Genomic DNA, 20,532 nt, shown 5'->3' on the forward strand with positions numbered 1-20,532 from the left:
AAACTTTGATAACTTGCCGTAACTTGACAAAACTCAGCATTTTAATTAAAATCGCAAAACCAAAACACTTCTAATTACTACATTAATCTTACAAGGATATTTATGGAAAACGAAAATCAAACTACCGCAAATAACGGTAATAGTAATAAAAAACAAAGAACTCATATTCCTGTCGAAGGGTATACGATTGAAGATTTGAGAAGCAAACCTACCGAAGAGCTTATTAAAATTGCAAACGAACTTGGAGTTGAGAATCCTCAAGAATTTAAGCGTCAGGATTTGATGTTTGAAATTTTAAAGGCTCAGGTAGCACAGGGAGGATATCTGCTTTTTACCGGAATACTTGAAGTAATGCCGGACGGATACGGATTTTTAAGAAGTATAGGCGGTAACTTTGAAAACTCCCTAAACGACGTGTACGTATCACAGACTCAAATCAGAAGATTTGCACTAAGAACAGGGGATATCGTTACCGGTCAGGTAAGACCTCCTAAAGATCAGGAAAAGTATTATGCGCTTTTAAAAATAGAGGCAATCAACTATCTTCCACCTGAAGAAGCTAAAAAAAGACCTCTTTTTGACAACCTTACACCTCTATATCCTCAGGAAAAAATAAAACTTGAATACGAACCGACAAAACTTACAGGGCGTGTACTTGATCTTTTCGCTCCTATCGGAAAAGGACAAAGAGGACTTATCGTAGCGCCTCCAAGAAGTGGTAAGACAGTATTTTTAAAAGAAATAGCGCATGGTATTACACATAATCATCCTGAAATCGAACTGATGGTACTTCTTGTAGATGAAAGACCTGAAGAAGTAACCGATATGCAAAGAAGTGTAAAAGGCGAAGTTTATTCTTCCACATTCGATAAACCCGCCCAAAACCATGTAAGAGTTGCCGAGCTTGTAATCGAGAAAGCAAAAAGAATGGTGGAGATGGGTAAAGACGTTGTGATTTTGCTTGATTCAATCACAAGGCTTGCAAGAGCATACAACACCGTAACACCGGCAAGTGGTAAGGTGCTCAGCGGTGGTGTTGATGCAAACGCACTTCACAAACCTAAAAGATTCTTCGGTGCGGCGAGAAATATAGAAGAGGGCGGAAGCCTTACGATCATAGCAACAGCACTTATTGAAACAGGTTCAAAAATGGATGAGGTTATTTTTGAAGAATTCAAAGGTACGGGTAATATGGAAGCGGTACTAAGCAGAAGAATTGCGGACAGAAGAATTTATCCTGCGATTGACCTGCTTAAATCGGGAACAAGAAAAGAAGAGCTGCTTTTAACTCCTGAAGAACTTGCAAAAGTTTGGGCTATTAGAAATATAATTTCAGAAATGGATGAAATTGAGGCTTTAAAACTTATGTATTCTAAAATGCTCAAAACCAAAAACAATCAGGAGTTTTTAAGTATTATCAATGAATAGATGCGGAGTTTTTGACAGCGGGATAGGGGGCTTGAGTGTTGCCTCCGAACTGCTGAAATCCAAACTTTTTGATGAAATTATCTATTTCGGCGATACTGCAAGAGTTCCTTACGGAAACAAAAACGAGTCCACTATAATAAGATACTCACTCGAAGCCCTCGAATTTCTTAAAAATTTCGATATTGACTTTTTAGTTGTAGCATGTAATTCCGCAAGCTCCGTTGCTATAGATGAGCTTAGACGTGAGGCGGGTTTTCCTGTAGTCGGAGTGATTGAAGCTGGTGTTAAGGCTTTAGATGCTGCTAAAACATCAAATATACTTTTAACAGGCACCAAACGAACCATTCAAAGCAATAAATATCAAAATATGCTTTTAGATTTAGGTTATCAAAATATTATCTCAGTAGCCACGCCTCTTTTCGTACCTCTTGTGGAAGAAGGGATTACTGAGGGTAAAATCGTGGATGAGGTGTTTGAACTTTATTTCGGGGATATAGACAAAAGCAGTATCGATTACGTGATACTCGGATGTACCCATTATCCGTTTTTGGCTAAAAGTTTTAAAAAGCATTTCCCAAACGCAAAACTAATTCATTCCGGCCAGGCGATAGTCGAACTTCTCAAAAACGAATACGGTTTAAAAGAAAAATCGGACACCTCCATTAAACTCTTCGCAAGCGACAATCCGGAAGAGCTAAGAAGCAAAGCAAAAGAGTGGCTTAATTTGTGATATAATTATGTACATAATTATGTAAAGGATTGGCTATGGAAGTAGTAACAATGAGTGAAGCCAGAAATAACCTTAAAGAAATTTTTGAAAAAGTTTATTTTAATCATGATGAAGTAATTATACACAGAAAAGGAAAAGAAAGTGTTGTGATGATTTCTCTTGATGAATTCAACTCTTTAAAAGAAACCGAATATTTAATGAAAAACCAGGCAAACAGAGAGTGGATTAAAAAATCCATAAACAATGCGAAATCAGGTAAAAAAATCTATAAAGAAATATAATGAAAATAGCTTTTACACCTGAAGGTTGGGAAGATTATTTATATTGGCAGAAAATTGATAAAAAAATTGTAAAAAAAATAAACGAACTGATTAAAGACATTAAAAGACATCCGTTTGAAGGTTTAGGCAAACCTGAAGCATTGAAGTTTGATTTTGCAGGATGTTATTCAAGAAGAATAAATCAAGAACACAGACTGATATATATGATTGATGAAGACGAAGTTATAATAATCGCATGCAGATATCATTACCAATAAACCTCTTCATGCTCTTCGATATCGATTAAAAATATTTGTTCATCTATTACGATAAAATCAATTATAATTCTGTTGCTCATATCTATTGAAACTAAATAAAACTCCTGCATTTCACCTTTTAGTTTGTGCAGTCTGAGAGACGGATGAAATGGATTTGCTTCTAATAAATATATTGTTTTTTCATATTTTTTAAAAATTTCAGGGTGTTTTTTTAGAATCTTTTTAAGTTTCCTTTTGTATGTTTTTGTTTCAATTAATTTAAACATCTAATTCTTCTTTTAAAGATTCGATATGCTCTTTTGCGCTTAAAACTTTATAGTCTCCGTTTTTATAATCTTCCATTACTTCTTTATAAGCCAGTTCAAGCTCTTTCATTCTGAGCTCTTCATATCTTTTTATATCCATTACTACGAATTTCTTTTTACCTCTGAATGTAATTACGATTTCATTGAATTTTTTTTAAGCATTTCATCAAAAAACGAAACGGCTCTTTTTTTTACTTCGTTCGCACTGATAGTCATATCGTTCCTTTAAAAGTACTTTTTAGAGTATTGTGTAGAGTGTTTTATTTTTTGTCAAGTTTAAAAATCTGAGGTTTTATCACCACTTCGTGCATTACGATATTTTTAGGCGCTTCTATAATATCTTTTACTATTTTGGCTATATCTTCCGGTTTAATATGCGCGAGTTCGTCGGATGATGGTTTGAAATAAGTGTTTTTATGAAAGTTTGTAAGTGTCATATCCGGCAGAATCGTACATACTTTTACTCCCGATTTTCTAACCTCTTCAAAAAGCGATGTGCCGAAATGCCTCAGAGCTGCTTTTGTAGCGCCGTAAACGACACCCTGACGTGCCGGGTGGATTGCCGAAGTGGATGAGATGTTTATTATAAAGCCTCTGTTTTTTTTAATATCTTTTAAGTGGTTTTTTGTCAGAATCATAGGAGCTAAAAAGTTGACGTTTATCATCTCTTGGATTTTGTCTGTTCCGATATCCTCAAACTGTCCGAAATAACCGATACCGGAATTGTGTATTATTCCGTAAACGTCATCAATTTTTAGATTTTTTAATACGTTTATATTATTGAAATCTATTTTTTCGTCGCAATTTCTGCAAAGTGTTATTATTTCATAATCTCTGAGAGTTTCTTTTATGGCTTTTCCTATCCCGCTGCTTGCACCCGTTAGAAGTATTTTCATATATTTCCTTTATTTAAAAATATAACTAAGTGTAAATGTGCTTATCGATTGATTTTTTGTTAATTAATATTATACATAAAATTACCCTTATTTTAGTGTCTGGCACTTTGATAAGTGTATGTTAAGTGTTTTAAATTATATTGGTGTACTGTGTCGTATTAGAAATGTAATGATAATGATTTATCGTACTTTTGATTATTAATTTTACTTACAATCTGTAATTTCAAAAAAATTGATACTATTTAATTATCACTATATGCAATTTACCATTGACTATTAACCATGAACTATCAATCATCAACAATCAATCCTCGGACATATTCAACAATCTCTTTTTCATCCTCGTATCTGGCTTCGCCCTGTTTGATTTCATACGGATGCCACACTACTTCGCTTAAATGAATTTTACGAAGTTTTTTTAAAAAGTCTTTATTCATTCTAAATGCTCCGATTTCTATGTTTATGCTACAAAGATCTATTTCGCTTTTTAAATATTCGATAAAATTTTTGTATACATCTTTAAAATTGTCGGTTTTGATTATAGGGTCTATTGCTATTTCTACGTTGTATCCTTTTGTGATTGCAAGTTTAAGGGCTTTTATTCGTTTTTCAAGTGAGGGGGCTTTTTTTTCAAATCTGTTTATTTCAACAGGCGAGAGTGAAAATCCAAGCAGGAAATTTTGCGGAGGATTGTCAGGGAGTCTATCTACGTTTGCGGATTTGGTACGGCTTTCTATTAGAAGATCATTTCTTTTTCTTGCAAGTTCTATCCATTTGTAATGGAACGGATATATTCCTTCAAATGCCAAAAGATCCGATTCGTAGCTTATTGCGATATATGCGTTTTTCAGTTTTTCGGCTTCCGATATAAAATCATCTTCGTTTACAAATATTACAGGATATCCGCACGGATACATTCCGCCTATGTAGCAGTATTCGCAGTTGTATACACATCCTAATATCTGGGTGGAATAGTAAAACTTTTCATATCCTCTGCTGTTGCAAAAAGTGCTGCCTTTATATAAAAATTTCTCTTTTTTTTCTGCAAGTATTAAAACGTTTTTATTTTTTTGGAAGTTAAAATCCTGATGTGTGCGGTTGAATATGTCTTTGTAGTGATTTATTTTTATTATTTTAGGGTTGAATTTTTCTATGATATGTTTTGTAACCGGGTGATTTATTATATTTTCTTCAATATAACAGACCAAGTATTTCCTTTTTGAAAGTGTATCAAAATATTTTTCAGCGGTAATAATATGACAATATATTTACATTTATTAATTTGAAAAATTTATATATTTGGTTTTTAAATAAAAAAGATGTATAATTAAAGTAGGCTTAATATAAAGGATTGAAAATGAAGAAGATTATATTTATGTTATTAAGTGTATTAACCTTATATGCTACTACATATAATGGTGATTATAAAGATTTTACAAAAATAAATCCAGATGAAACTACAAATATATATGGTAATTTACAAATAACAGGTAATACAGTAATGTGTGTAACTGAAAAAACTTCAGCCACTTTACAAGATTGGGAAAATAATTATACAAATTTTGCATGTACAGATGATATTAATAAAAATGACAATAATTATATTACAAGATATATTGATATTGATAACGATACTTCTACATTTAATTCAAGTAGTGCAGTAATTAAATTACCTTCAACATATAAAGAGATTGTATGGGCAGGTTTGTTTTGGCAAGGACATATTAATAATTATTCTTATATATATACAGATAATAATGGAAGAGTTTATAGTTATGAAAATGATGATTATAAAGATGATGATATAACTAAAACTGATGCAAACAAAATTAAATTAAAAATTAATAATAATAACTATGTTGATATTGTTGCCAATGAGGTAGATTATCATGTTCATACTGATTATGATGCTGAAACATATAAAGAAAAAGGTGCAAGATATTCAGCATGGGCGGATGTGACAAATATTATAAAACAATATCAATATTCTGCTAACTCAGATATTAATATTACTGTTGCTAATATTGCTACAACGGAAGGACTTGATGAAAATCATGGTGATTATGGTGCATGGAGTTTAGTTGTGATTTATAAAGAAGATGTCAATAATCCGTATTCTAAATTGAGAAATAACTCAGTTTATTATGGATTTGAAAAAGTTTATGATGAGTATGGAGATGATGCTGTTAATATAAATATAAATAATCTTGTTTTACCTAATAAAGTTGGACAAAAAATTAATACATATATGGCGCTTTTTGCAGCTGAAGGGGAATATAGATATGGTCCAGATACGGCAAAATTAAATGATGAAGAATTGAATGAAACACTTATATATAATGGGCAAGAAGTTTTTGACCCTGAAAACGTATTTGATGCGAGACTGAGTGATGATATTGTTAGATTTCCTAAGTTGTATAATAATAATGGTATCGATATTGACATTTTTAATAATGTGAGTGATATAATGACGGAATTAAGAGATAAAAACCCAGGACAGTTGTATTATGACGTAACCATAACTTTAGAATCTGGACCGCCGAATTATAATAAATATCCTTCTATGGATGCTTATAATCCAAGTGTTGTAGTGTTTTCTACAGAATTATATCAGCCGCGTGTATGTTATTATATAGATACAATTACAGATGATGAAAATAATACTGTTTTTGAAAACGGTGAATTTGTAGGGAATATTGATCCGAATAAAAAATACAACATAAAACTTTGGATTGCAAACATGAAAAGTAGTACTACCGATACTGATATTGATACTGCTAAAAAAGTTAAAGTGTATATGACAACAAATGATTTTAACTATACAACAGAATCTACATTTATAAAAAATATTGGTTACAATGATTATGTTCATCAAACTGATGCACCGAATGATGATTTATATACATATTTACCGGATAATAATGAAAGCGATTATCACTTAGGATTAGATGCTAATGCTACAGACGGAGGGACTATAGACATTGCAACAAGTTTTAATGATGATGCGCATAAAGCGTTTATTGATTTTAACGGTAGTTTTGTTGTAGATAGTAATACTACTTATTTGGATTTGGATGATGTTTTTCATTTTAAAGCGTCTTTTGCTACTGATTTTATTACTATTGATGAAAATAATGCTTTAGAAATACCTAAATGTGTAGATTTTAATACAAATGCCTATGTTTATAGTGCTGTTACTGGAACATTTAATGTAGTAAATATGGATTATATAGATCAAGGTACTATACCGTCAGATGATACGGGCGTGAATGCATTACATACTCAAATAGTAAACAAAAATTTCAATTTAAGAACTGTAAAAGTTGAAGATAATAATGTTACAGTTGAAAAATATAGCGGTATTTTAAAAGTTAGTTTAATTCCAGCTAATAATTTTCATAGTATGACGGAAAATGAAAAATTGAATTTATTAAACAACGCTCCTGAATTGGTTTCAAGATACGTTTCTATGGGAGATAGTGGTAATGATCCTAATTACGGTGAATTTAACATCACATATGATAAAGCTTTAAAAGAAGGTACGTTTAAAATCGTTTATTTGGTAGATAGTTACGGAAATATTGTAGAAAGTAGTAGTTGTTTTGCGGGTGTGCCTGATTATAACTGTATCTGGGGAATGTTGACTGAAGTGTATACAGATGCAAATAATCAAAATAGTGGTACAGGAAGTACCTCAAGCGGTAATAATATTTGTCCTACAGGTCAAAATGATGAAAGTTGTGAATGTGGGATTGAATGTGAATATGGACAAAACAGTGATGATAACGGTAATCTTGGTGATCAGCATGCAAGTAATACATGTTTGGAATGTGTTTTTGGAAGATTACCAACGAAAGCATCACTTGCAAGAGACAGTTTTACAATCAGACCGAACAGTTTTAGATTAACAGCAATACCGAATAAAATAAAAGCCGGAGAATTTAACTTAACCGTTCAGGCACTTGATTATTTAGGAAATCCTACTGTTGATTATAATGAAACATTGACAGTAGAAGGCAATTCTCCTACATTTGAATATAACGATACAAATGCTTCAATAGGCTGTAACAGAGGAGTGTTGGATATAATTGCTAATGCTCAGTTTAGTAACGGTGAAGCTAATATCACACTTAAATATAATGAAGTAGGAGATTTGAATCTTACATTAAAAGAAGTCAATGGAAGTGAGTTTGCACTACCAGATGCAGATGATACAAATGATTCTCAAAGATTAATAACTGAAAACTCTCAGGTATATACATTTATACCACATCATTTCAGTATAGAAAATTTAAGTTTTAATAATGGAGGAAACAACTTTACGTATATTTCAAATGATTTGAATATGTCTGGTAATTTGTTGTTTAAAATTTATGCAAAAGCGGAAGACAATACCACAACACAAAATTATACAGGAACTTGTTATGCTAAAAATTTTGAAATCAATGTTTCTCATACAGTGCCTACTATTGATTTAGGCAGTTCCAAACTTATTTACAAAGAAACAAATACAAGTGAATACAATATTTCAAAAACTGATAACATGCTTTTACAGCTTACAAAAGAGAAATTCGTAAGTAACGGAGTTGCGGATATTGATATTTCTATAAATTTTGAGAAAAATTATTCAACTCCTGTAGCCGGATTTGATTTTAATGTAACAGAAGTAAACATGAGTGATGAAGATGATATTAACGGTACAAGCGGTATTTTGACCAATAAGCAGGTACATTTTATATACGGAAGAATCAAAACCTCCAATTCAGCTGCATATAGCAGTGATGTAAATACAACTTTTGAATATCAGTATTGGAGTGATGCCCAAGGGTGGGTGAAAAACAGTGATCACAACAGTACAACATACGGAGATTTCAATCATACGTTAGATAGTACTATAAACCCTTATGTAAGTGTAACTAACAACCCTGTTATTAACGGAGGGGAAGAAAAAGTAGTATTCCATACCTCTCATGCGCTGCCTTACAGTGCAAAAGTTCATTTACAAATTAATTCATGGCTTTGGTATCATCCTCTTGCCAAAGATTATCAGGATCCAAGCAGTACAAATACGGACTGCCTGACTCATCCTTGTATTAAACTTGATTTTCTCAAATCCGGTTCGGCTTGGGGTGGAGTTCAAGCGGTAAATAATACACAGTTTAGTGAAGAAAACAGAACAAGTGAAATGAATATGAGCAAACCAGATGTAAATGTTTCTAAATCACAGGTTAAAAAAATAAACTGGTAACTATTACCGGTTTATTTTAGATTAAATGATAGGTTTTAGTTTATAATCTTTTTAGTAATAAGAGTATAGAAATAGTTGATGGGTATATAGAGAGTAATAGATGGTAAAGGTGGATAGTTAGTTAATAGTTGATGGTGTATGGTTGATAATGGGTAGTTGTTGGTAGATTAAAAATTAAAAAATATTCTGATTTCCGAGTTCCAGGTTTTGAGTTGTGAGAATCGTAAGGTGCCTGATACTAATAGCTCCAAAAAATCAACAACTTTAATAACTTAACTAACCTTAACAACAAAAAAACTTCAACAACTTAATTAACTATAACAAATCTAATAACTAATATACCAATACACCAATAAGTAAAACCCTAACAACCTTAATTAACTTTAACAACTTTTAATTAACCTCAACAACCTTAATAACCTCAATAACTTTTACTCAACGATTTCAAAAACTCTTTAACTTCTTCTTTTTTCTTTATTTCTTTAAAAGCGGGGAAGGGAATGTTTTTTATTTTATAAAGTGTAAGAAGCTGTTTTAATTGGTTTTCCTGTGTTTTTGTAAGTTGCATTTTAGTTTTTGCTTCTGTTAAGGCATTATTTATTTCATTAAAAAAATCGTTTTTTTCTGCTGTTTGCATTATCAGGTTTTCAATTGTATTAAGATGTGATTTGATAAGTTTCGGTATTTCATTTTTGTTTGCTTTATGAGAAGGTGTATCACTGACGATTTTGTATAAGATTATTTCGTTTACGTTTAGAAATTTATATGCCGCTTCAAAAAAACCACTTGCCTCCATATCTGTAAGTTTATAATATTTGCCGATTTTGGATACTGTGTGTATTTCTTCGGTTTGTGAATTAATAATATCCGGGTAATAGTTGTATCCTGTGTCGGAATCGGTGATTTTGTGTATAAAAAAGCCTTCATTTACATCGTAATCACTGCTACCGGCTATTCCGATGTTCAAAGTAGGATAAATATGTTTTGAAAGTAAAAGAGCTGTATTTATTGCGGATTTGATTTTACCCTGTCCTGTAATTATCAGGTTTATGGTTTCATTTTGATATATTCCGTCTCTTGACTTTAATTTAAAATGCTTTATAATAGGCTCGGCTTCTATTTTGAGAGCTGTTACGATATTTAGCATAAAAGGCCTTTTTTGAAATTATAATAAAATGTATAAGAGTTATATTAGTTTTACGAAATTATAAATTTTTAAAGGGAAAAAATGAACGAATTTGAAAAGTATAAGCAATATATAATCAACGGTCAATATTTTGAAGCTCATGAAGTGCTTGAAGAAGTTTGGCAGGAGCTTAGAAAGACAGATGATGAAATTCAATGGGCTTACAAAGGTCTTATCAATGCCGCTGTTGCAATGGAATTGAAAAAGCGTAAAAGAAAAGAAGAAGTTTATAAAATGGTATGGGGTAATTTTGAAAAATACAGGAAATTTTACGAACTATCGGAAGAAATAAAAAAAACGGCGGAATTTGCGGAAAAATACAAGCCGTTTTAATATACTTCCCAGAAGAAATTTATCCATTCGTTTGTTTCGTGGAAATAAATATCAGGTTTGAATTTTGATGTAGGTTTATAAAAAATAGCTATAGTTTGAAAATTTTTATTTGGATATGTTTCTTTTAATACTTTCAACACCTCTATAAACGTATCTCCACTGTCACTTATATCGTCTACAACTAAAATGTTTTCATAGTCTTTCAAATCAGGAATATTAAATATATTGATGCTATCAAGCTTTTTATCTTTATCATATGAGATAGCGTTAATACTAAAAACTTCTCTCATATTCATTTTTTCGGCCAAATGATGTGCAAAAGTAAGACCGCCTCTTGCAATAGCAAGAATAGCATCAGGCTTTTTTATGTTGTTGTTTTGTAAGTCATGCTTAAATTCTTCGAACGTGTAATCTTTCATATTTTTCCTTTGCAATAATTTTATGGTTAATTTAAGTTATAATAACGAAATAATAACAAAAAGGGTGAGAAATGGGGTTTGTTTTTAAGTTTTTTAAAGAATTAAACAGTGCGGGCAATGAAAAATTAATAACTTTAGCAGTTATTTTAGGATTAATAAGCGGTTTTTTACCTTTTTTTAATATATTTACTCTTATTATTTTATTCATAGCGTTTACTATTCGTATACCTTTTGGACTTTTTTTAGCGAGTTGGGGAGTTTTTTCAATATTAGGCTATTTTCTTGATCCGTTTTTTGCAAAAACGGGTTATATCATATTAACTACACCATTTTTAGCTCCTTTGTGGGAATTTTTGTATAATTTGCCGTTAATGAGATGGAGCGGATATAACAATACCGTAGTAATGGGCGGTTTAATTTGGGGAGTTGTTTTTGGTGTTTTGATATATTATTTTTTAAACAAAAGTATAGAGTTTTATAGAAATAAATTGTTTGGATTTTGTTCAAAATACCCTGCTTTAAAATGGATTATCCCTGATTTTTCGAAAAAAACCAAGATTATAAGAATTAGCGGTGTTTTAGGATTTTTTATAATATTCGGTGGTATTGGCCTGCTAATTACTCTTTTATTTGATCCGGTTATAAAAAAAGTCACGGAATATAGCCTTTCTAAAATATTTCACAAACCTGTGAAAATAGAACAAATTAACACTTCGTTATTCAATGCTCAAATTGATATAAATAATATTCAAGTAGGTGATATTAAGACAGATAAAATTAACTTAAAACTTTCATGGTATTATTTATTATGGAAAAAGTTTGATATTGAATATCTGAATATTGTTAATGTCCATACCGAAAAAAGTATAAAAGATATAATCATTATCTCAAGCAATACCTCTTCACAAAATAATAAATCCAATATATTAAAAAAAATAAATGTATCTCTTCCTAAGCCGGAAGATCTTATCAAAGGTTATAAATTAGAATCACTTCAAAAAATTGAAAAATTAAGAAAAGATTATGAAGAGTTTGTTGTTTTAGCCAATCAGGTAAAAAAAGATTTGGCAAATTCTAAAAATAGTGTTAATCAAATAAAAAATCAGATAAAAGAGCTTGAAAAATTAAGTAAAAATATAAAAACGCCTGATGATATACAAAAAATACTTGCCAAAGTCGATGAGATTAAAAAAAATATCGGTTTATTAAAAGATAAAATTAAAAATGAAAAAGACAGACTCGTAGTCCTTAAAAAACAGATATTAAATGATTTAGACGAAATAAAAAAAGCTTCACAAAACGATTACAAAAGACTTGCATCTAAATATGATATGTTGAAAGAAGGTAAATATTATGAATTTGCACAAACATTTCTGCAGCCTGAAGTAAAGAAATATGTCGAGAAATTTTTGAAATATTATAAATTAATTCAGCCTTATCTTAAAAAAGAAACAAAAGAAAACAATCAATATATTAGATCTAAAGGTACATATATTACTTATAAAGATAAAATAAAATATCCTGATTTTGTTTTGGAAAAAGGTATTATAAGTGCTAAAAGCAGTGATATAGATGCAAAAACCGAAGTTGTTAATCTTTCTTCTAATCAAATATTGTTGAATAAACAAGGAATTATTACAATTTCAGCTGTTTCGAAATACTTTAAATCCGCCATGCTTACAGTCAAATACTTACAAAAAGCAGAGATGGATTTAAATGTAAAGAACATTTTTATCAATAAGCTTAATGCAGGAGAATTGGTTCTTTTAAATCCTAAGATTAATGTATTTTCTCATGGTAATATAGACAATGAATATTATAATATAGTCACTTCTGTATATATAGTACCTGAAAAAATAACTTTTGCATCAAACAAATATATTGCAAAAGTGGTGCAGAAATTAAAAAAACTTAATGTAAAAATTTTAATTAAAGGTAACAATCAAAAATATAATATTAAAATAACTTCTGATATTGATAAATTGTTTGCTAATTATTTAAAAGAAGAAATGAATACTCAAATTAAAATTGCAAAATCTAAATTGAAAGATATTTTAAAAGAACAAATTAAAGAGGAAATTTCAAAAACAGGTTTTGATGCGAATAAATTCAATATTATTAATGATGTTAGCTCTTTTGAAAACAGTATTGATTCATTAAAAAGCAGCTTAAATAAATATACTAAAGACCAGCTCAGCAAACAGCTTCTAAAAAAAGGAATAGGGGATTTTATAAAATTTTAAAAAATCCCTTGAAATTGCAGTTAAAAATAGTTATAATTTCAGTCCACATAAGTGGACTCGTAGCTCAGTTGGTTAGAGCAACCGGCTCATAACCGGTTGGTCGCAGGTTCGAGTCCTGCCGAGTCCACCACTTATGCCCAGGTAGCTCAGTCGGTAGAGCAAGGGACTGAAAATCCCTGTGTCGGCGGTTCGATTCCGTCCCTGGGCACCACTTAAAAATTACTTAGAAAGTGTCTGGCACTTATAGATATTGGTTTGTCTTGAAATTCTGATAAAGAAGAAGTTGTCTTGATGATAACGTTATCAGATATAATAAACATACTTCATAAATTATTAACTATTAACTATTTAACTCCATAAGTATGGATAAATTCTTTTCTGCTTATAAGGTTTTCTAAAATAGCAAAAAGTATCATAAAATTAATGAAACTTGTTCCTCCGTGACTAAGAAGCGGTAAAGGCACTCCTACAACAGGTGCTAAGTTCATTGTCATAGAAATATTAATATAAGAATATACAAATATCATTAAACCTACACCTGCAAACATTACTTTTGCAAAATAATCTTCTTTTAGTTTTTGAGCGATTTTTAAAAGATAAAAAATTAAAATAAAATAAAGTAAAATTACTCCGCTTCCACCGATAAATCCAAATCTTTCCACTAAATATGCAAATATAAAATCGCTGCTTGCAATGGGTAAAAATTTTAATTGTGTCTGAGTGGCTTCTTCTTTGTTTTTTCCGCTAAAACCACCGCTACCAATTGCTATAATTGATTGACGGACATGATAACTGGGCTTATTCAGAAAGTTTTCTATTCTTTGTTTCTGATAGTCTTTCATAATGTATTTGTAATAAATAGGTGCAAATAATATTGCACCGATACTTAATGTTATCCAGATTTTTTTATCAACTCCTATAATAAATAACACTCCAAAACCTATTATTAATGTAATAAGAGCTGTTCCTAAATCCGGCTCTTTTGCAATCAATACAAACGGTAAGATAATATAAAAAGAAAGTTTTAAAAATTCCTTAAATGTGTAATATGGTCTGGGAGGATATTTGTATATTAAATATCCGAGCATTAATAAAAGAGTGGTTTTCATAAATTCTGAAGGTTGAATTGTTATATTTAATATAGGAATTTTAAGCCATCTTTGTGCTCCTAATATTTTTATTCCTATAGTGTCTACCAAAATAAGCAGGAAAATATTGAACCAATAAATAATAGGTATAAGCCAAAGCAGTTTTCTTATGGGTAACAAGTAGGTAATTAAAAAAGCCACTATACCTATACCGATATATACTAATTCTTTTATATATAGTCTGTGAGAGATTTCATTTACTAAAAACAGACTCAAAAAAATAAAAGGAAGAATAAGAAGGATGAGAGTTATATTGAACTTTTTGGTCACTTACAAGGCTCTTTTATATATTTTTCAAATACGCTATCAAGTGTTTGTGAAAGTCTGTGAGAAATGTTTTCAATTTCTTCAAAGTTTCTGATGGTCTGTTCTTTATTTGTGATACAAGTTTTTTCTTTTGTACATTCAAGAGCTTTTTTAGTAAGTATATGAATTTGTTTGTGCAGATGGTCTTTAATTGTTTTATATTCCGGATAGCATCCGATTTTTCTCATTGATTCTTCATCGTTTAACCAGCGTCCGAAATCGCATTCATTTTCAGATGAAATATCGATTTCTTTTTCTTCGATAATAGCGTCATGAGCATTTAATTTGAATATTAAATGAGAAATTTTTGCAAGATCCATGAGCATTCTTGTAAGTGCAAAATCAACATTTTTTCTGTTTTCAAGTGATTTGTCTCTAAATCCTATAACCATGTCTTGAACTATTTCGATATCTTCCCTTGAAGTTGTAGCCATTTCGGTAATTTTATCTGAGTTAGCTTGAATTTCACTTGTTTCTTGCTGTAAAGTTTTAATAGTTATAGAAATTTCGCTTGTAGCTTTTTGTGTTCTTTCGGCAAGTTTTCTTACTTCGTCTGCAACAACTGCAAATCCTCTTCCGTGTTCACCTGCACGTGCTGCTTCAATTGCTGCGTTTAATGCAAGCAAGTTAGTCTGGTCTGCAATATCGGTAATTAGTTCTACAATTTTTCCAATTTCGTCGGTTCTTTGGGAAAGCATGTTGATAGCTTCGTTGGTATGTGCGATAAAGTCGATTAATTCGTTAAGTACGTTTGTTAGATTTTCAATTTTTACAGCGCTGGCATCTGCACCTTCATATATTTCACCTGAAAGTTCGTCAATTTTAATCATAAATTCTTTTAGTTTAGTATCAAGTGATGTCTTGATTTCATTGATCTGAGTTTTAATACCTCCACCCAAATTGTTAAGGGTCATGGCAAGTTCGCTTCTTGCTTGTTCTTTAAGTGCTGTAGAAATTGCATCGATTGCATCGTTAAGCATAATAACTGTTCTTCTGAATGTACCTTTGTAACCTTGAGGCGCAATATCGCGATAATCTATTCCGTTTTTAGCTGCGTTGATAGATTCTTTTATATCTCTTTCAAAAGCTTCAAGTTGGTCTAAAAGATCATTTAAAGCCCATGCTGCCTTGGAAGTAGGATCGGCTGTATTAATATGAGTGATTCTACTTTCAAAATTTCCGTTTGCAGCTTCAAGAAGAATTCTTTCTATTTCTTTTTGTAGATTGCTTTGATTTTGGGTATTTGTAGAAGAAGAGTTGGATATATAAGCCAGAATTGATACAATAAGTCCGATAACGGAAATTCCTGCTGATACATAATCTCCGTTATATCCGGTATATGCACCTAAAATTAAGAAAACAACTCCTCCGATTCCCGCAAGTATTTTACAATTCATTGATAATTCCTTTTTGGATTTTTAACATAACTTCATTGAATGTCATATTATGTTTTTCTAATAGATCTTCAACAGCTTTTAAACTGCCTTCCATTCCTTCAGATGATTCAATATTTAAAAGAGTTTTATATAATGGTTCTATTATTGATTTGAAGCCTTCTCTTGGTTTACGTCTAACTGAATAATAACCTATCATATTACCGTTATTGTCATATGTAGGGGAGATATTTGCAAATACCCAATAATAACCACCGTCTTTTCTTAAATTTTTAACAAATCCAAACCATTCTTTGCCGTTTTGAATATGATCATATAAAACTTTAAAGGCACATCTTGGCATATCCGGATGTCTTAAAATATTATGCGGCTGTCCTAATATTTCATCTTCACTATATCCGCTCATTTGTATAAAAATTTGGTTACCGTATAAAATTCTACTTTTTAAATCTGTTTTAGAAATAATAAAATCTTCTTCGTTTAATACCACTTCTTTTTCTATCGGCGTGACGCTCGGCTTTTTCATCTTTTCCCCTTTAATTTAATTGCATCGATACCAAAATCGACAATTTTTTCTATTTCATTAAAACTATCGATTAATAAAACTATCTTAGAATCCAACAGATATTCGTCTGCAATTTTTTGAAAGATTTTTGCATTTTTTATTGTATCACAAAAAATATATTTTGCACCAAGATTTGCGCAAAAAATCAATTCTTTGACGTTTGATGTCAAAACTGCGTAAGGTATATTGTTATTTTTGCAAAAATTAAACAATTCCAAAGAAGAATCGCAGTATTTGAAGACCAACGTTGCATTGTTTGGTGAGTTTTTAATATCCTCGAGGGTTTCAACTTCAAAAAATTCTTCGTTGCAAAAAGGTTTTTCAAGAATTTTCATAACAGTCCTTGCAGACAAGTTTTCCGTTTTTTTCTTTCATTTCTTTTTTTAATACAAAAGTGCCACAGTTTGAACATTGTACAAATTCATTCTCATCATTGTCTTTGTTTGTTACTTCTCTTGATTTGATAAAGAAAAAATATATTGCCGCACCTATTAAAACAAATAAAATTATTTTTCCCATTAAATATCCTTTATAAATATATAATTACGGTTGCCTTTTGAGATAATTTCGGCATTAACTTTAGCCTCTTTTAATTCTTCCAAAGCATTTGAACCTTTGTATAGAAGTATTTTACCATTTTTTTCTAAATAAGGCCTTGAAATTTCTATTATTTTTGAGGTGGGCATTACCGCCCTTGTTGTAATTAATTCAACGGGATCAATATCTGCTTTTTCAAGTCTTGAGGGAACGATTTTTACATTATCTAAATTTAGTTTTATTTTCATATAATTTAAAAAAGAGTATCTTTTTTTTAATGGTTCTACCAAATACCATTTTGTTTCCGGCATTGCAATTGCCAAAACTAATCCCGGAAAACCTGCACCAGTTCCAATATCAAGAGCCGTTTTATAATGTTTTATTTTTTCCAACGGATATAAGGAATCTTCTATTTGTTCCCTAATTTCTTCGGGAGTTTTATAATTTGTAAATTTATGGACTTTATTCCATTTTAAAAGTTCATTTGTAAATATGTCGAATTTATTCATTTGTCACCTTTACATATATTGTCTTCAATCATTAAATATTCGTCTTTACTCATAATCTTTAAAAGAGACAATAAAGGGAGCATTACTCTAAAAAAAACTTTCGGCATTTCTAAAATTAAAGGGTTTTTATTATATTTATCAAATACTTTTATAAAAAGTTCTTTCATGGTGATCACTTTTTCTCCGCAAAGTTCAAATTCCCCTGTCATGTCTTTTTTTATTATTTCATCAATAAATACAATTAGTTTTTGAATGTTTAATGGTTGTATTTTCATTTTCGGAGCGAAAATTATCGGAAAATTTTTGAAATATTTTAAATCGTCATATAATTTTTGTCCGTCACCTAAAATTATGGAAGGTTTTAATATAACATAGTTTACAAGTTCTTTTTTTATAATTTCTTCTGCCATGGCTTTGGTATGTTTATATTTTGAAGGATGGTTTTTTGTTGAACCTAAAGCGGAAATATGTATTAGTTTTTTGTTTTTTATATTTGGGATAAGTTTTTTAATACTCATTATATGTGAATCTTCATATGTATATTTTTCTTCTTTTAGGATACCGATTGTATTTATTATAACGTCAGCATTTTCTATATTTTCAACTAAATTGGATTTAAAATACTTTTTAATGTGACTTGCCACGAATCCATCGGATGTCACAAAAACTTTCATTATAGTTTGTGTCCTAATTTTTCTTTTTTAGTTTTTAAATAGTTTTCGTTATACGGATTCGGTTCAACTTTAACAGGTATTCTTTCAACAACTTTTATGTTTTTAAAAGCAAATTCTTTTTTAGGGTTATTAGTTAAAAGTTTAATCTGTTTGATACCGAAGTGTTTTAATATTTTTTCAACAATGGAAAAATCTCTCATATCGGCTTCAAAACCTAATTGATGATTAGCTTCAACGGTATCCAGGCCTTTATCTTGAAGAGCGTAAGCATTTACTTTATTAAAAAGACCTATTCCACGTCCCTCTTGTCTCAAATACAAGACTATTCCTCCGTGTTCATTTATTGTTTTAAGTGCAAATGCCAACTGATCTCCGCAGTCACATTTTAAACTACCCAAAGCATCTCCGGTAAGACATTCGCTATGAATTCTGATATATGGGATTTCCGGTAGTTTTTCAGTGAAAATAGCTAAATGCTCTTTATCGTTTTCTTTAAAAGATTGTATTTTAAATATACCGTATTTAGTTGGAAGAGTGGCAATATCGGATATTTTCAAAAACTCTCCTTTTTTGATAAAATTATACCTCAATTATGAAGTAGTTAAGTAGATAAGTTGTAAAGTTATGAAAGATTTTTAAATTGAAATGGTGCGGTATTATGTATTTGCTTTTAAAACTTATCTACTTCACAATTTATCTACTTAATATATAAAGGATTAAAATTGAGACATTTTTTATGGCTTTGTGATTACTCTAAAGAAGAAATTAAAGAAATTATCGATTTGGCATTTCAGATTAAAACGGAAACAAAAAACGGTGTTTATAAACCATATTTAAAACATCAGCAATTAGCGATGATATTTGAAAAAAGTTCTACAAGAACAAGGGTTTCTTTTGAAGCGGGAATAAATCAGTTAGGTGGAAATGGCCTTTTTTTAAGTTCGCGTGATATTCAATTGGGAAGAGGAGAGCCTCTCAAAGATACTGCCAGGGTAATTACAAGAATGGTTGATTTAGTGATGATCAGAACATTTGGACAGGAAAGATTAGAAGAGTTTGCAAAATATTCAAAAGTACCTGTTATAAACGGTTTAACAGATTTATGCCATCCTGTTCAGTTACTTGCGGATCTTATGACTATGATTGAATTTAACAAGTTTGATTTTAATAACCCTCAAAACACAACTGCCGCTTATGTGGGTGATGGTAATAATATGGCTCATTCTTGGGCGATTTTGGCATCAAAGCTCGGATTTAATTTAAGAATAGCAACACCGAAAGGCTATGAAATAGATGAAAATATAAAACAAAAAGCAATTGAATTCGCAAAAACAAGCGGAGCCAAGTTAGAGTTTTTATACGATCCTAAAGCCGCCGTAAAAGACGCTGATGTTGTTACGACAGATACATGGGTAAGTATGGGGCAGGAAGAGGAAAAAGAAAAAAGAATAAACGATTTCAGAGGTTTTGAAGTTGATACTGAATTAATGGAATTGGCAAAGCAAGACTCAATATTTTTACATTGTCTTCCGGCTTACAGAGGTTATGAAGTAAGCGAAGAAGTTTTTGAATCTCACGCGGAAGAAATATTTACAGAAGCTGAAAATAGATTACATGCGCAGAAAGGATTGATGGTTTGGCTGAAAAAATAGCAAAAAAATTAAATATAAACGAAAAAACAGTTGTTGAGTGTAAAGAATTTGAAGTAATTGAAGGGAATTTAGATAACTCTCTTTGGATTATGCACATAAATAACGAGTTTAAAATAGTACTTGATGTTGAAGAATACATGAAGTTAATGGAAACAATGAAAAATGTAATGAAAGAAAATTTTGAATTGAAACTTGAAAAAGCCATACTAAGTGAGTTTCCTGTTGATTACGATGATGTTAAAGCTGTTGTGTTAGAGGAAATGAAAAGAGATGAAAATGCTTCGATAAGCGAAATTTTAAACAAAGTAAAACTTGAACATCCAAATCTTTTTTATAATTTAGATTTAGAAAAAATCTTCTAAAGGAAAAAATTTTTCCTTTTTGTTAAATTATCCTTGACAAAAAACTTTTTATTGATTAT

At 30.5% G+C, this 20,532-nt stretch carries 23 protein-coding genes and 2 tRNA genes; 11 read left to right on the top strand and 14 right to left on the bottom strand.

Annotated elements, in window-relative coordinates:
• The first annotated feature begins 102 nt into the window (after positions 1 to 102).
• From rho to NAMH_RS02605, 4 genes are read left to right on the top strand one after another with little or no spacing between them, the layout of a single operon-like run.
• Entirely contained in the window at positions 103 to 1,428 is a 1,326-nt protein-coding gene (gene rho, locus NAMH_RS02590) for a transcription termination factor Rho (RefSeq protein ID WP_015902786.1), read from the top strand.
• A complete protein-coding gene (murI, locus tag NAMH_RS02595; protein WP_012663797.1) occupies positions 1,421 to 2,158 on the top strand; it encodes a glutamate racemase in 738 nt (245 codons plus the stop codon). The genes rho and murI overlap by 8 nt, the downstream gene beginning before the upstream one ends.
• 35 nt (positions 2,159 to 2,193) lie before the next feature.
• A complete protein-coding gene (locus NAMH_RS02600) occupies positions 2,194 to 2,439 on the top strand; it encodes a type II toxin-antitoxin system Phd/YefM family antitoxin (RefSeq protein WP_015902045.1) in 246 nt (81 codons plus the stop codon).
• Positions 2,439 to 2,696, top strand: a complete 258-nt coding sequence (locus NAMH_RS02605) for a Txe/YoeB family addiction module toxin (protein ID WP_015901754.1) — start codon at positions 2,439 to 2,441, stop codon at positions 2,694 to 2,696. The genes NAMH_RS02600 and NAMH_RS02605 overlap by 1 nt, the downstream gene beginning before the upstream one ends.
• On the opposite strand, the gene NAMH_RS02610 is transcribed toward NAMH_RS02605, so the two are convergent.
• The 4 genes from NAMH_RS02610 to NAMH_RS02625 form a co-directional block, all read right to left on the bottom strand.
• A complete protein-coding gene (locus NAMH_RS02610; RefSeq protein ID WP_015902511.1) occupies positions 2,687 to 2,962 on the bottom strand; it encodes a type II toxin-antitoxin system RelE/ParE family toxin in 276 nt (91 codons plus the stop codon). The genes NAMH_RS02605 and NAMH_RS02610 overlap by 10 nt on opposite strands.
• Positions 2,955 to 3,140 (bottom strand): hypothetical protein, encoded by a 186-nt coding sequence (locus tag NAMH_RS09120; protein ID WP_228368703.1) that lies wholly within the window; start codon positions 3,138 to 3,140, stop codon positions 2,955 to 2,957. The genes NAMH_RS02610 and NAMH_RS09120 overlap by 8 nt, the downstream gene beginning before the upstream one ends.
• A gap of 121 nt (positions 3,141 to 3,261) precedes the next feature.
• A complete protein-coding gene (locus tag NAMH_RS02620) occupies positions 3,262 to 3,897 on the bottom strand; it encodes an SDR family NAD(P)-dependent oxidoreductase (RefSeq protein ID WP_015901918.1) in 636 nt (211 codons plus the stop codon).
• A gap of 290 nt (positions 3,898 to 4,187) precedes the next feature.
• Positions 4,188 to 5,105, bottom strand: coding sequence for an SPL family radical SAM protein (locus tag NAMH_RS02625; protein ID WP_015902104.1), 918 nt, complete (start codon positions 5,103 to 5,105; stop codon positions 4,188 to 4,190).
• 149 nt (positions 5,106 to 5,254) lie between these two features.
• Between NAMH_RS02625 and NAMH_RS02630 the strand changes: the two genes are divergently transcribed.
• Positions 5,255 to 9,145: a hypothetical protein gene (locus tag NAMH_RS02630; RefSeq protein WP_012663637.1), complete on the top strand. Its 3,891-nt coding sequence runs from the start codon at positions 5,255 to 5,257 to the stop codon at positions 9,143 to 9,145.
• 421 nt (positions 9,146 to 9,566) lie between these two features.
• Here the strand turns inward: NAMH_RS02630 and NAMH_RS02635 are convergent, their stop codons facing one another.
• A complete protein-coding gene (locus tag NAMH_RS02635) occupies positions 9,567 to 10,292 on the bottom strand; it encodes a nucleoside phosphorylase-I family protein (protein ID WP_015902654.1) in 726 nt (241 codons plus the stop codon).
• Between the two features lie 81 nt (positions 10,293 to 10,373).
• Between NAMH_RS02635 and NAMH_RS02640 the strand changes: the two genes are divergently transcribed.
• Positions 10,374 to 10,664, top strand: coding sequence for a DUF309 domain-containing protein (locus NAMH_RS02640; RefSeq protein ID WP_015902204.1), 291 nt, complete (start codon positions 10,374 to 10,376; stop codon positions 10,662 to 10,664).
• Here the strand turns inward: NAMH_RS02640 and NAMH_RS02645 are convergent.
• On the bottom strand, positions 10,661 to 11,083 hold the full coding sequence (locus NAMH_RS02645) for a phosphoribosyltransferase (protein WP_015902076.1): 423 nt from the start codon (positions 11,081 to 11,083) through the stop codon (positions 10,661 to 10,663). The two genes, NAMH_RS02640 and NAMH_RS02645, sit on opposite strands and share 4 nt — an antisense overlap.
• A gap of 71 nt (positions 11,084 to 11,154) precedes the next feature.
• On the opposite strand from NAMH_RS02645, the gene NAMH_RS08950 reads away from it, so the two are divergent.
• The 3 genes from NAMH_RS08950 to NAMH_RS02660 all read left to right on the top strand — a co-directional run bounded on the left by NAMH_RS08950 (position 11,155) and on the right by NAMH_RS02660 (position 13,537).
• Entirely contained in the window at positions 11,155 to 13,326 is a 2,172-nt protein-coding gene (locus tag NAMH_RS08950; protein ID WP_012663504.1) for a TIGR03545 family protein, read from the top strand.
• A gap of 53 nt (positions 13,327 to 13,379) precedes the next feature.
• A tRNA-Ile gene (locus tag NAMH_RS02655) sits at positions 13,380 to 13,456 on the top strand.
• A gap of 5 nt (positions 13,457 to 13,461) precedes the next feature.
• Positions 13,462 to 13,537, top strand: a tRNA-Phe gene (locus tag NAMH_RS02660).
• Positions 13,538 to 13,670: 133 nt separating this feature from the next.
• Here the strand turns inward: NAMH_RS02660 and NAMH_RS02665 are convergent.
• Genes NAMH_RS02665 through ribA form a run of 8 tightly spaced genes read right to left on the bottom strand, consistent with a single transcriptional unit; the run spans position 13,671 to position 19,016 of the window.
• Complete coding sequence (locus NAMH_RS02665) at positions 13,671 to 14,744, bottom strand: FtsW/RodA/SpoVE family cell cycle protein (RefSeq protein ID WP_015902465.1); 1,074 nt, start codon at positions 14,742 to 14,744, stop codon at positions 13,671 to 13,673.
• Positions 14,741 to 16,177: a methyl-accepting chemotaxis protein gene (locus NAMH_RS09385; RefSeq protein ID WP_012663710.1), complete on the bottom strand. Its 1,437-nt coding sequence runs from the start codon at positions 16,175 to 16,177 to the stop codon at positions 14,741 to 14,743. Before NAMH_RS09385 ends, NAMH_RS02665 begins: the two co-directional genes overlap by 4 nt.
• Positions 16,167 to 16,700, bottom strand: coding sequence for a PAS domain-containing protein (locus NAMH_RS02675; RefSeq protein ID WP_012664029.1), 534 nt, complete (start codon positions 16,698 to 16,700; stop codon positions 16,167 to 16,169). The genes NAMH_RS09385 and NAMH_RS02675 overlap by 11 nt, the downstream gene beginning before the upstream one ends.
• Positions 16,697 to 17,074 carry a hypothetical protein gene (locus tag NAMH_RS02680; RefSeq protein ID WP_015902518.1) on the bottom strand — a complete coding sequence of 126 codons (378 nt, stop codon included), beginning with the start codon at positions 17,072 to 17,074 and terminating at the stop codon, positions 16,697 to 16,699. Before NAMH_RS02680 ends, NAMH_RS02675 begins: the two co-directional genes overlap by 4 nt.
• Positions 17,061 to 17,258 (bottom strand): LIM domain-containing protein, encoded by a 198-nt coding sequence (locus NAMH_RS02685; protein ID WP_015901940.1) that lies wholly within the window; start codon positions 17,256 to 17,258, stop codon positions 17,061 to 17,063. Before NAMH_RS02685 ends, NAMH_RS02680 begins: the two co-directional genes overlap by 14 nt.
• On the bottom strand, positions 17,258 to 17,785 hold the full coding sequence (gene rsmG, locus NAMH_RS02690; protein WP_015902736.1) for a 16S rRNA (guanine(527)-N(7))-methyltransferase RsmG: 528 nt from the start codon (positions 17,783 to 17,785) through the stop codon (positions 17,258 to 17,260). Before rsmG ends, NAMH_RS02685 begins: the two co-directional genes overlap by 1 nt.
• A complete protein-coding gene (locus tag NAMH_RS02695) occupies positions 17,782 to 18,459 on the bottom strand; it encodes an SDR family oxidoreductase (protein WP_015901737.1) in 678 nt (225 codons plus the stop codon). Before NAMH_RS02695 ends, rsmG begins: the two co-directional genes overlap by 4 nt.
• Positions 18,459 to 19,016: a GTP cyclohydrolase II gene (ribA, locus tag NAMH_RS02700; RefSeq protein ID WP_015901862.1), complete on the bottom strand. Its 558-nt coding sequence runs from the start codon at positions 19,014 to 19,016 to the stop codon at positions 18,459 to 18,461. The genes NAMH_RS02695 and ribA overlap by 1 nt, the downstream gene beginning before the upstream one ends.
• A 165-nt stretch (positions 19,017 to 19,181) precedes the next feature.
• On the opposite strand from ribA, the gene argF reads away from it, so the two are divergent.
• Positions 19,182 to 20,111, top strand: a complete 930-nt coding sequence (gene argF, locus NAMH_RS02705) for an ornithine carbamoyltransferase (protein ID WP_015902814.1) — start codon at positions 19,182 to 19,184, stop codon at positions 20,109 to 20,111.
• Positions 20,096 to 20,473: a DUF2603 domain-containing protein gene (locus NAMH_RS02710; RefSeq protein WP_012663931.1), complete on the top strand. Its 378-nt coding sequence runs from the start codon at positions 20,096 to 20,098 to the stop codon at positions 20,471 to 20,473. The genes argF and NAMH_RS02710 overlap by 16 nt, the downstream gene beginning before the upstream one ends.
• The last annotated feature ends 59 nt before the right edge of the window (positions 20,474 to 20,532 follow it).

This window comes from Nautilia profundicola AmH, from assembly GCF_000021725.1.
In the GTDB taxonomy this organism is placed as follows: Bacteria; Campylobacterota; Campylobacteria; order Campylobacterales; family Nautiliaceae; genus Nautilia; species Nautilia profundicola.